13 protein-coding genes and 3 pseudogenes are annotated in these 10,308 nt (G+C 61.9%); 11 read left to right on the plus strand and 5 right to left on the minus strand.

Going from position 1 to position 10,308, the window contains the following annotated elements; all coding sequences use genetic code 11:
* Positions 1-70 precede the first annotated feature (70 nt).
* Positions 71-1,000, minus strand: a complete 930-nt coding sequence (locus IPV08_RS23775) for a site-specific integrase (protein ID WP_246748208.1) — start codon at positions 998-1,000, stop codon at positions 71-73.
* Positions 1,001-1,283: 283 nt separating this feature from the next.
* Between IPV08_RS23775 and IPV08_RS23780 the strand changes: the two genes are divergently transcribed.
* Together IPV08_RS23780 and IPV08_RS23785 are read left to right on the plus strand one after the other, a co-directional pair.
* Positions 1,284-1,934, plus strand: a complete 651-nt coding sequence (locus IPV08_RS23780) for a ParA family protein (RefSeq protein ID WP_207414253.1) — start codon at positions 1,284-1,286, stop codon at positions 1,932-1,934.
* A 74-nt stretch (positions 1,935-2,008) separates the two neighbouring features.
* Complete coding sequence (locus IPV08_RS23785) at positions 2,009-2,308, plus strand: hypothetical protein (protein ID WP_207414275.1); 300 nt, start codon at positions 2,009-2,011, stop codon at positions 2,306-2,308.
* Positions 2,309-2,957: 649 nt separating this feature from the next.
* Here IPV08_RS23785 and IPV08_RS23790 read toward each other — a convergent pair.
* A complete protein-coding gene (locus IPV08_RS23790) occupies positions 2,958-3,167 on the minus strand; it encodes a hypothetical protein (protein ID WP_207414255.1) in 210 nt (69 codons plus the stop codon).
* Between the two features lie 62 nt (positions 3,168-3,229).
* Between IPV08_RS23790 and IPV08_RS23795 the strand changes: the two are divergent.
* Both IPV08_RS23795 and IPV08_RS23800 read left to right on the plus strand, forming a co-directional pair.
* Positions 3,230-3,712: pseudogene (locus IPV08_RS23795) on the plus strand (DUF3280 domain-containing protein); the annotation flags it as partial.
* Positions 3,713-3,754: 42 nt separating this feature from the next.
* Entirely contained in the window at positions 3,755-4,165 is a 411-nt protein-coding gene (locus tag IPV08_RS23800; RefSeq protein ID WP_207414273.1) for a cupin domain-containing protein, read from the plus strand.
* A 416-nt stretch (positions 4,166-4,581) separates the two neighbouring features.
* Here the strand turns inward: IPV08_RS23800 and IPV08_RS23805 are convergent, their stop codons facing one another.
* The 3 genes and pseudogenes from IPV08_RS23805 to IPV08_RS24845 form a co-directional block, all read right to left on the minus strand.
* Positions 4,582-4,773: a hypothetical protein gene (locus IPV08_RS23805; RefSeq protein ID WP_207414257.1), complete on the minus strand. Its 192-nt coding sequence runs from the start codon at positions 4,771-4,773 to the stop codon at positions 4,582-4,584.
* 529 nt (positions 4,774-5,302) lie between these two features.
* Positions 5,303-5,602: a hypothetical protein gene (locus IPV08_RS23810; protein ID WP_207414259.1), complete on the minus strand. Its 300-nt coding sequence runs from the start codon at positions 5,600-5,602 to the stop codon at positions 5,303-5,305.
* A 170-nt stretch (positions 5,603-5,772) separates the two neighbouring features.
* Positions 5,773-6,006: pseudogene (locus IPV08_RS24845) on the minus strand (MucR family transcriptional regulator); the annotation flags it as partial.
* A 371-nt stretch (positions 6,007-6,377) separates the two neighbouring features.
* Between IPV08_RS24845 and IPV08_RS23820 the strand changes: the two are divergent.
* The 7 genes and pseudogenes from IPV08_RS23820 to IPV08_RS23845 all read left to right on the plus strand — a co-directional run bounded on the left by IPV08_RS23820 (position 6,378) and on the right by IPV08_RS23845 (position 10,047).
* Positions 6,378-7,037, plus strand: a complete 660-nt coding sequence (locus IPV08_RS23820; protein WP_207414263.1) for a ParA family protein — start codon at positions 6,378-6,380, stop codon at positions 7,035-7,037.
* Between the two features lie 797 nt (positions 7,038-7,834).
* Complete coding sequence (locus tag IPV08_RS23825; protein ID WP_210348693.1) at positions 7,835-7,993, plus strand: hypothetical protein; 159 nt, start codon at positions 7,835-7,837, stop codon at positions 7,991-7,993.
* A 385-nt stretch (positions 7,994-8,378) separates the two neighbouring features.
* Complete coding sequence (locus tag IPV08_RS23830) at positions 8,379-8,624, plus strand: hypothetical protein (RefSeq protein ID WP_207414265.1); 246 nt, start codon at positions 8,379-8,381, stop codon at positions 8,622-8,624.
* Positions 8,582-8,801 (plus strand): annotated as a pseudogene (locus tag IPV08_RS24850) (NmrA family NAD(P)-binding protein); the annotation flags it as partial. The gene IPV08_RS23830 and the pseudogene IPV08_RS24850, both read left to right, overlap by 43 nt.
* 293 nt (positions 8,802-9,094) lie before the next feature.
* Positions 9,095-9,376 (plus strand): type II toxin-antitoxin system RelE/ParE family toxin, encoded by a 282-nt coding sequence (locus tag IPV08_RS23835; protein WP_207414267.1) that lies wholly within the window; start codon positions 9,095-9,097, stop codon positions 9,374-9,376.
* 17 nt (positions 9,377-9,393) lie between these two features.
* Positions 9,394-9,750, plus strand: coding sequence for a HigA family addiction module antitoxin (locus tag IPV08_RS23840; protein ID WP_207414269.1), 357 nt, complete (start codon positions 9,394-9,396; stop codon positions 9,748-9,750).
* Positions 9,751-9,813: 63 nt separating this feature from the next.
* Complete coding sequence (locus IPV08_RS23845; protein ID WP_207414271.1) at positions 9,814-10,047, plus strand: DUF2171 domain-containing protein; 234 nt, start codon at positions 9,814-9,816, stop codon at positions 10,045-10,047.
* The last annotated feature ends 261 nt before the right edge of the window (positions 10,048-10,308 follow it).

Below are 10,308 nucleotides of genomic sequence, written 5' to 3' on the forward strand. Positions count from 1 at the left end.
TCTCCGCTAAGCGGATCAGCCGTCACGACAATGAGCGGCCGGGGGAAACCCCGGCCGTTTTCGTTTGAGCTTACAAGAACCCGCCCCCCGCGTGGCCCTTGAAGGCGTTCGCCCGCCGAATGTACCCGACGACCGTCCTCGGATCGCGGTGGCCCGACACGTCCATGATGCGGGTCATGTCGGCGCCACGGTCAGCCGCCGTCGTGATGAAGCCTGCCCGCAACGAATGGCCGGCGAAGAGAGCGGAGTCGAAGCCGGCCAGCGCGGCGTAGTGCTTCACCAGATCCCCGATACTCCGATCCGTAAGGCGTTGGGCCCTGCGCACCCTCCCTGACCGTGACACCGGCCGGAACACAGGGCCTTCCGTGATCCCCGCCGCATTGAGCCAGTCACGGACTAGGGCGACCGGGCGAATGAACCGCCCGTGGGGGATCGCCTTCTCGATGCCCTTCCCTTCCTGATCCGTCTTAGACCGGCGCACCATGACCCGCAGACCCTCGGCATCCTCGCGGAGATCGGCAACATCGAGCGCAGCGAGCTCCGACCGGCGGAACGCGCCAGCGAACCCGAGAGCAAGCAGCGCCTTGTCCCGCTTGCCGGCAAGCCCAAGCGGTACGTGCTGCATCATGGCGGTGATGACCTCGGCCGTGGCAGGAGACTTCTGCGTCGGCCGCACCCCAACCCGGCGCCGGATTCCTTTCACCGTCGCGTGGATGCCCTCATCGGCGGTCGGGTCCGCGAACCCGGCGAGCTTGTGTGCGTACCGGATCGCGGCGAGGCGCCGGCCGATGGTCGACACCGCCCTCCCCGCCTCGGCCTCATGGACCAGGAACTCGGCAATGGCGTGTGCCGAGGCCGGCATGGATTGGAAGCCGAACCGCGAGCACCACGAGCCGAACGCGGCGGCATCCCCGCGATAGGCCCGCACGGTGGCGTCCGCCTTCGAGGCGCGCTGGTACGCTTGGACGATCGGCGACACGATGACCGGCAAAGCGCCCAACGGCTGGAGACTTTCGGTTTCACCCCCGACGACACCAGGCGACGGATATAGCCCTGGCTTCATTGTCTCACAATCCTTTTGACCTACCCGTCTCAAAACTTCCGAGAACAACGGTTATCGGAAGTTAGTCGAACCAAAGTCCTGTGCAAGCCGGAAACACGGTTTGCCTGCAAACCTGCATTCCGTATTTTCGCATCGACGGAATCGCTCTTTTCCGTTCGTCAGTGTTGCCTTAATCACGGCAATGCAGGATGCCGCAAAGCCTCGACGTAGGAACCCCGGAATGCATGTAATCCTCGTGGCGACGCAGAAGGGCGGTTCGGGCAAGTCCACCCTCGCCGCTCACTTCGGCGCGCTCGCCCAGTTCGCCGGCCCCACGCTCCTCATCGACGCGGACCCGCAGGGCTCCCTGTCGTTCTGGTACAAGCGCCGCGAAGCCGAGACGCCCTTGCTGGCGAAGGCAGACGGCAACACCATCGCCGCCACCCTGGACGCAGCTGAGGCAGACGGGATCGAGTGGGCCGTGATCGACAGCCCGCCCCACAACGCCGCGCTCACCGCCTCAATGATGTCCCGCGCCACTGTGACCGTCGTTCCCGTCCGGCCAGGTCCCTTCGATCTCGATGCAGTCGCCGCGACGCTGGCGATGGCACGGAGCCTCAAAGCCCCCATCGCCTGCATCATCAACGCCGCCCCGCCGATTACCCGGGGAGAGACGGAGACTACGATCGTCGCCGAGGCTCGCGCCATCCTTGTCGGAATGGGCGCCCCGGTCCTGCCCGGCCAGGTGTCCCAGCGCGCCAGCCTGTCTCACGCCCTCATTAGCGGCCAGAGCGTCAACGAGTACGATCCGGAGAGCCGAGCCGCCGCCGAGATCGGAACCATGTGGTCTGCCGTCTCCTCCCTCGCCCGCGAGTTCCCGCGCCGGACGTAGGGCAGTCGCCAAGTTGGTGAGTCCTCCGGCAATCCCGCATCCCTTCACACCGCCAACCCTGAAAGCCGCGATCCATGGCACCTCCGAAGCGCCCCGCCCTCTCATCCATAGTCGAGCAGAAGTCCCGTCCAGTCGAACCCCAGGCTGAGGCGCCGGCTGCCGTCCCGCGTGACGTGGCTCCGGCACCTACGATCCCGAACGACCTCAAGACGATGCAGGTTCGCGTCAACCGCGCCGGCTGGCTGGAGATGACCCGCCTCGCCCAGGATCTCGACAAGCCGCTCGAGACGCTGATGGTCGAGGCATTCAACGACATACTAGTGAAGCACAGCAAGCCGCCCGTAGCTGAGCGTCGGCAGCCGATCAAAAAGTGAGCGACGTTCCGGGCTGGAACATCCCTCGGACACTGCAACGCGGAAGCCCGGCAACCTTAAGAGCAGGCGGAGCGGGCTTGCGGATTGCAGCGATGCAGGGCTTCAGCGAACGCGGCGACGTGCCTTGCACACGGCCTGTGATGCTTCCAGATCCGCGCAGGCTTTGAGCCATCGCGTCAGCCAGGTGGGCGCGGCCTTTACGTCCCCGCGAACCCGAGCCCACCTGAGACCGGCCGTCACCCGGCGCAGCCTCCAGAGGTTGAAGCGCAAGAAGGATGGCCGGGATCGAGGGCAGGGCCTCGGAGCGGCGAGCGGCAGCCATCACAGCGCCACCACGTAGACCGCAACTAGCACAGCGGCGGTGATAACGTTGCCCCGGCCCGCCTAATGGCCGACCCGCTTCAGAAGGTTGCAGCGCCAGCGGCGAGCCCGGCCGAGGAACCAGGCGATGTCGGCGCGACCAAGGAACAGGCTTCATCCGGACTCGGCTCACACCGAGGACCAGCGGGGCCTTCGCCTTTGTGGCGGTCGGGCGCTCGCGCAGGGTAGGCTTGGCAGGATCGCGGTGGACGAAGCGGGCGAGGGGATTGCACATTGCATGAACTGCGGCTTGCAGGCTTGCAGTGAAAGAGGGAAAAAGGATTTCCGTTCAGGCGAGGGTGGCGAGACCGACGAGGGCCATTCCGCCATAGACGATGACCAGGGCCGCAGCCACTTCGACGCCCGACATGAGGGCACGCAGGAGAGGGGCGAACTGGGAGCGCGGCGGCGTCATCGGCAGGAAGTCGAGATGCACCTCATAGTTCGAGAGAGGCAGGCGTCTCTGCGTATCGAGTTTGAAATTTTCTCCGGCTGTCATGATCGCGGGACCATTCCTGCCGTGACACGTTCCACCTCCAACAAACTTAGGATGGAACGACTATGAAGGCTGGCTTGCAGATATTATCTTCCCTGGCAGGTGCGCTACTGAGTGCGACAGCCGCGTACGCTGAGCCCCCAAAGGCAGCAGTTTTCGACTTCCAGCTTGCCAATCTCGGCATCCAAGGCCCAACCGAAGCCGATAGGGCACGTCTTCGACCATTAAGTGACCTATTGCGCACTCTTCTAAAAGACAGCGGCCGTTACATCATCGTATCAACCGATCCCGTGAAGGAAGAAGTCACCAAGGGGTCGGACTTGCGGCACTGTAACGGGTGCGCTGAAGAATATGCTAAGAAACTTGGAGCCGATGTTGCTATCACTGGTGAGATTCAGAAGGTCTCAAACCTCATACTGAATATCAACGTTTATGTAAAAGACCTCAAAAGCGACAAGCCTGAACAGGCATACAGCGTGGATATTCGAGGAGACAACGATGTCTCGTTTGATCGAGGCATCAAGTACCTTGTTAAAAACAATCTTCCTCAGTCCGAAATTTCCACGTCTATCGCGCCCGATACGCACGGCATGATAGCGATCTCAAACGCTGCAGATATCAAGTGGCAGCCGGCTCCCAATGACCTGCCAAAAGGTATCGAAATTAGTTTACTCGACGGTGATCCAGCTAAGTCGGGACCGTTCGTGCTGCGGCTGAAAATCCCGGCTAATACGACTATTGCTCCGCATACCCACTCAACCGCAGAAACGGTGACAATCTTATCAGGGTCTCTCGTGCACGATATGGGAAGCACAATAGATAAGGGACGTGGAAAGATACTGGGAACAGGGGGGTTCGTATCCTTACCGGCGGATATGGCTCATTCATTATGGTCAACTGAAGAACCAGTTGTGATTCAAGTAAGCGGGACGGGACCGTTTGGGTTGAACTACACCAATCCGGCCGATGATCCGAGCAAGTCTAGCGGCGCAGGCCGCTGATGCGAATTAAAAACTTAAGCTACGGTTAGTTAACCGCCTCCGCCCATCCTCCGGTCGAGCCAAGTTGCGTACCGGCTCAGCGTGAGAATGGACGACCCACCCCGCCGACCCCGTGAGCAGATCGGGGCGGCGGGGCAGCTATGGCGTTAGGGATCCGCTAACGATCCAGGTTCATCCTGAGAGCCATGTCAAAGCGCACTGTAAGAGCCGCAAGAGGCGTTCTCTGGCTGGCATCCCTAGCTCTATGCTGCATCTGCGCAGTTCAGCTTATGAAGATCCCGAAGACCGCCCCACAGCCGGCTGACCATGCCTCGCTAAGCCGTGACCCAGAAACAACGGGATCGGTGGATCTGCGACCTGTGAAGGTGTGCAAGCCGAGCGTTTGTTAATGGGGCCTTACATGGTGTTAAGGCCGATCACCAATCGTTAACCATGGCCTTCCATTGATGTTCTTTGCTCAATCGGCAGGTGTCATCGTGTTCCAGGCTCGTTCCATCGGTATTGAGGATTTCGACCACGGTTGCCCCATTTCCGAGGACAAGCTTGGGAGGATCTACCGCGCTCACGCCGACGCCATCCCTGAATTGGTGGCGGGAATCCCCGAACATACACGGGCTCGATTGGCTGCCTTTCTCTACGCTCGAACCCATACCCGAGACCTTGGGATACGGATCGCAGCAACCTGCGACCAGGCTACGCTACACCATGTTGCTGGCGAGCTTGGAAAGGCGATCCATAGACAGTCCCGTCAAGGGTACCGCGACGGAAGCTACGGCAACGTACACCGTGTTACGCAGAGCGGCGTGAGCCTAGCTGGATCACGGATATCGAGCAGCCAACGTATCTGACCTTAAGGGGTGGATAGCGCTCAGTGACATGCCACAGTCCCCAGCCCTCAAGATTGAACCGAACACCCCGCCACTAGCTCGCCCCGTCGAGAAGGCCGTGGAGCCTGTCTCGGATAAGGGCCCTTCGACCGGAAGACATGACGATCATTCCCCAAGCAGCCACCCTGCCAATAAGAAGGGTGGTTTTGGCGCGAAATAGCACCTGCTCTTCAACCTTGTCTCGCAAGTAGCCCCGCGGCTATAGGCGTCGCGGGGCTTCCTTCGGCAAGGGGCTGGACCGGACCAACTATCAGCAGTTGTCGCTGCCGGGCTTCACCACCTGGCCCTCGGCCGGCTTCTTCTCCCCGGCAGCCGGCTGGGTATTCGAGCCGACATTGTTCATGGCGCCGACCGTACCGGGCGACTCAGCCTTCGCGCCAGGGGTCACTTTGGCATCGGAGCCGCCGTCAACCTTCGAGCTCTTTTCAGCGGCAGCTTGTTTGTCCTGGCTGTTGGATGTCGTCCCGACGGCGCAGGGAGCTGCGATCGTGGTGGCGGCCGTGAGCGTCAGTATGGCCGTGGCAGCGGCGAGCGAACGAATTAGCGTCATGTTTCCTCCTGGATCGTTGTCCAGGTGACCAACAATGTGGCGTGTTTGCACGTTCCCCTACCACAACCATGAATGTCGCTTGCGCATAAGGGCGGCGGGGCTGGGGCCGCCCCCCCCTGATCTGCCCTGGTTGGGCTCAGGATGGCCTAGCGTCCGTCTATGGAAGCCCATTAAGCTGCTGCGGGAGTCTTCCGAGGCCGACCGGCCTTCTTGGACTTCTCAGGAGCCGCAGCGGCCTCTTCAACGACTGTCTTTTCCGGTGCGGCGGGCTTCGCCTTTCCCGTATCCTTGCGCGCCTGCCCAAGGCCAAGGGACCGGGCAAGCTCCGAGGGCTGCGCCGAGTAGCTGGCGGAGGTCATCGGGTAGTCGGAAGGCAGACCATGCTTCGCACGGTAAGCCTCAGGGTGGTGCTTTGCGCCTGGCCTCGGCTTCGTATGGAGGTGCCCTAATGACCGGCGACATCTTCGAGGCGTCCGGCTTGCCAGCTTTACTCCCGATCCCTCCGAAGCCCCTGAAGAAAGCTCGCAAGCCATCACCGGCCGCGCTCACCGCAGCGGGACGCGTGGAGGCCCCCCGCTCTCGGCCAACCGTGCGGGATCGCGTCGGCATGGGCTGGGACCTCACGTAGATACCTCCCAAACACCCCTCCTGAGCGTTAGCCCAACAGTGCAAAGGGGTTTTTGTCCAAGAAGGCAGTCGGGTTTACGATTTCTTGACCATTCGGGCTCTAGCTCAATCGGGTGCACGGGCACTCGCGTTGATGGGGACTAGGGCAATGGCTGTTGTGAGCATTTGCTCCACCAAGGGGGGCGTCGGGAAGACGACGCTCGTCATCTGCCTTGCTGATGCGTTTGCGCGGCAGGGCGGCTCTGTGGCGATCATTGATGCCGACCCGAACGGACATGTAGCGTCCTGGCGTGAAAGGGCCGCAGAGGACTGCACCGTTGATGTGATCTCTGGTGTGACCGAGAAGGCGATCCTTGATCGCATTTCGGAGGCGGCCTCACACTACTCCGTCGTGCTGGTCGACCTTGAAGGCGCAGCCTCGCAGGCGGTGACCTACGCTATTGCCGAGAGCGACCTTGTGCTGATCCCAACCAAGGTTTCTGGCATGGACCTTCAAGAGGTCTTTCGAACCTATGAGGTCGTCCAGCGCGCGGAGCGCATGCTTCGCCGGCCGATCCCGGCTCGTGTGGTCCTCACGCAGATGTCCCCGCTTCAGAGCCGTGTGGCTCAACATGCCCGGCAGGAAATTCAGGGCGCGAGCATTCCGGTGCTACGCACTGAGATCATCCAACGCGCAGCCTACCAGTCCATCCACTTCACCGGAGCAACTCCTGCTGGCCCCGATGGCGATCAGAAAGCTTTGAACGAGGTGCGGGGCGTCCTGGACGAGTTGCTCACGACTCTGGCTGAGCAGCAGCAGGCCGCCTGATGAACAAACCTGCTTTCATGCCTTCGCCTCGGCCGCGCCCGCGCACTAGCCCTGAGGACGCACAACAGCTCGCGGCTGCAACAAGCGACTTGGGTTTCACCAGGGCTTCGAACGCTCCAGAAGACCTGCCGGCTCTGCCAGCTTCTTCTCTCGAGCCAGCGCCCGCAATTGCCCAAGTACCCAAATCCCCCATTGCCCCTTCTAAGGGAGCGGCCCTCAAATTTGAGGTGCCGGATGAGGTGTGGACCGCATTGCGCCAGGAAGCGCTGAACCGTCGCGTGACGGTCAAGTACCTCGTCCTCGAAGCGTTGGCGGCCAAAGGCTACAGCGTCGACCTTTCGGCCGTTCCAGAGGACGGAAGGCGCCTGCGATAACCGAAACAGGGAAAGGGCCTCACGTATGATCACGGCAACTTTCATCGGAGTGCTAACTGCGGCAGCAATGGCTGCGGTAGCCGGAGCACTCAGCGATCCGAGTCAACCATGAGCCAGAGACGCCGGGGACACCGTGACTTCGATGCGCTGACCGAAGCCCAGCTCATCGCCGGGCGGACGGCGTCACGGCGCGTCTGCCTCAAGCCAACGGCGGTACGAAGCCTCGCCGAACTCTTAGACGCAATCGACCATGTGGCTGAGGCTGCAACTGGAAACCCGAGCTTTCTGCACCTCAAGGCAGGGTCCCAACCTGTCGCCCGGGACCTACCGGAGCGCCAGGCCAGATTGACCCTCGTTCGTTCGGAGCCACTTCCCGTGACGGACGTGTTCGATCCCGCGCGTGCAAAGCGCGAGCGCTCCTAAGTGAGCGACGAGCAAACCGCTGATGCTCTCGGTATCGCTATCGAAAACGTCGAGCCGCGGGCCCAGCTCGCAGAGGCACAGGATCAGTGCATTGAGCTGGCCGTGGATGCCGGCGAGCTTCAGGTCGAGATGACCGGCTACGTGCCCGGCTCGCCGTAGTCGAGCGCGACCGCAACAGCTGGCGGGCGCAGGCTGAGCACCGCCGCGCGGGCTGACGATTGATCACGGCAGATCGATTGCCGCTATTCGGGTTGCGCTGCGATCAGAACCTATCGCCGCCAGGGCCCAGGAGCCGCTCAATCACAGCAAGCCCATCCTTGGTGGCTTTCTCCTCAGATGGATAGCGCCGGTCTGCCCGCTGGTAGACCTTCCCGTTGCGCCGGATGATCCAGAGGTACTGCCCTTCGGATCCTGGTGCAGGTTGGACCTCCAAGCTGTATGGGTACGTCGCGGGGGAAATCTCTGTCATGGCCGGAATTGTTCGAAAGGCTCCGAGCCGTCGCTGTTACACGCGGCGCCATGGAAGCTGCAACGTCGCCGATTAGTGCCACAAAAACTGGAGAAGACGATACGCTGCCCCGTTTACGGTCTCGCCTTCATCTTGGCTTTGGCTCCGGCCTCTGCGGCCGAGCCGATCACCGGCCGGGCCTCGGCGATCGACGGTGATACCCTCCTGCACGAACACCGGGAGATCGCCGCCATCGCGATCACCTACGACATGTTTCTGAGTGGGTCCTTGCTCTCGCTGTCGAACAGCTCACCCGGCGCGGCGCCAGCGTCCGTATTCTAACCCGCGATCCCCGCCAAGGCCAGCTTCTCGGAAGGTGTCAAGCCGGAAGGTGTCAAGGTTGCAAAGGGCGACCTCCTCGACATCGAAGCGCTGCGCAACGCCTTCGCCGGTGTCAGCACGCTGTTCCTGCTGAATGCCGTGACAGGCGACGAGTTCACCCAGGCGATCGTCACTCTGCCGACCTGAACTTGTGCGCCCCATAAAAGGGACCAAGTTTTTTTAATGGGAATGGGGGCGGCCGAAGGGAAACGCGCTCAGACTCACGCGCTCTAAAAGCCCCATTTTCGAGAACCGGGGAGGGGATTGCATCCGGTTCCGTGCGAGAATGACATGGGGCGATTAGGCGGGCTCATTGCCCCGCCCCGCCATAAGGCACGTCCTAGAGCTGTTGCACTGAATGGTACATCCCGCTTGACCTGCATGTTGCAGTGAGCGATACATGTATCAACGGGTGCAACACGGGCGGTGCGATGATCCGCAGCTTCCATGACCGGATGACGGAGGCGGTGTTTCAGGGCCGCTGCCCGAAAGGCTTCCCGGCCGACCTCTTCAAGGTTGCCCGACGCAAGCTCCGCGCTTTGCACAACGCCGTCGACCTAAAGGACCTGAAGTCACCGTCCGCGAACAAGCTCCACGCCCTGATCGGAGATCGCGCCGGGCAGCACGCAATCGCCGTCAACGACCAGTTCCGCATCGTCTTCGTTTGGACTGACGCAGGACCGGAACGGGTCGAGTTCTGTGACTACCACTAGCCAAGGGGGGCTCTGCCATGTCCGACATGATCAGCATCACGACCCTTCGTCAGGCCTTCGAGGCCGGAGGGGATGTCGAGCGCCTTCCGCCGCTCCATCCCGGGGAAGTCCTACGGGAGGAGTTCATGGTGCCACTCAGGCTGAGCGCAGGCGCAGTCGCTAAGGCGCTCGGCCTTCCTCGCTCTCGCATCGAGCGCATCGCCAAGGAGGAGATCGGCATCAGCACCGACACCGCCCTCCGGCTGGCTCGGTACTTCGGTACATCGCACCAGTTCTGGCTCAACCTTCAGGCCGATTTCGAGAGCGAGACCCTGCTTTCAGAGATCGGCCCGGAACTGGATCGCATCCAGCCGCTGCCGGCCGTAGCGGCCTAGCGCCGATCACGGAGGAACGCCTCGATCCCCCTCCCGTTGAGACCGAAACAGGGAGTGAAACCGATGGTCGATGTGTCTCAGATCAAGGAACACGCTGACGTGGTCGGATCGGATGGCGTCCATGTGGGTACCGTCGATCATGTCGACCACGGTGAGATCAAGCTGACGAAGAAGGACCCGGCGGCCGAAGGGCTCCACCACTTCATTCCCATGGATTTCGTCCGAGCTGTCGAGGGCAACACGGTTCGCCTCGACCGCTCTGCGGAGGAGGTCAAGCGGGAGTGGTCGACATCCTGAACCCTTCTAGCCTCCCACCTATGGAGAATTGCTTTGGCCTCACGAGATGACGTCGCATCAAGCGAAACCAGAACGCCGCCACCGGCTCACCCCGTGGAAAGAGTCAAGGAGCCGGCCGAACTCGCCGACGCTGGTCCAACAGGGCCACGCTCGGTAGAGCCTTCCGCGGATAAGGGGCCCTCGACGGGAGGATATGACGATCATTCCCCGAGTAACCACCCAACCAACGAGAAGGGTGGTTACGGCGCAGGGTAAGGGCAG

It is taken from the genome of Methylobacterium sp. SD274, assembly GCF_017355285.1.
In the GTDB taxonomy this organism is placed as follows: Bacteria; Pseudomonadota; Alphaproteobacteria; order Rhizobiales; family Beijerinckiaceae; genus Methylobacterium.

Excerpts from the sequence above, each read along its gene's own strand:
- IPV08_RS23780 (WP_207414253.1), top strand. The coding sequence starts at position 1,284 with ATGCATGTAATCCTCGTGGCGACGCAGAAGGGCGGTTCGGGCAAGTCC.
- IPV08_RS23785 (WP_207414275.1), top strand. The coding sequence starts at position 2,009 with ATGGCACCTCCGAAGCGCCCCGCCCTCTCATCCATAGTCGAGCAGAAG.
- IPV08_RS23790 (WP_207414255.1), bottom strand. The coding sequence starts at position 3,167 with ATGACAGCCGGAGAAAATTTCAAACTCGATACGCAGAGACGCCTGCCT.
- IPV08_RS23800 (WP_207414273.1), top strand. The coding sequence starts at position 3,755 with ATGATAGCGATCTCAAACGCTGCAGATATCAAGTGGCAGCCGGCTCCC.
- IPV08_RS23805 (WP_207414257.1), bottom strand. The coding sequence starts at position 4,773 with ATGTTCGGGGATTCCCGCCACCAATTCAGGGATGGCGTCGGCGTGAGC.
- IPV08_RS23810 (WP_207414259.1), bottom strand. The coding sequence starts at position 5,602 with ATGACGCTAATTCGTTCGCTCGCCGCTGCCACGGCCATACTGACGCTC.
- IPV08_RS23820 (WP_207414263.1), top strand. The coding sequence starts at position 6,378 with ATGGCTGTTGTGAGCATTTGCTCCACCAAGGGGGGCGTCGGGAAGACG.
- IPV08_RS23835 (WP_207414267.1), top strand. The coding sequence starts at position 9,095 with ATGATCCGCAGCTTCCATGACCGGATGACGGAGGCGGTGTTTCAGGGC.
- IPV08_RS23840 (WP_207414269.1), top strand. The coding sequence starts at position 9,394 with ATGTCCGACATGATCAGCATCACGACCCTTCGTCAGGCCTTCGAGGCC.
- IPV08_RS23845 (WP_207414271.1), top strand. The coding sequence starts at position 9,814 with ATGGTCGATGTGTCTCAGATCAAGGAACACGCTGACGTGGTCGGATCG.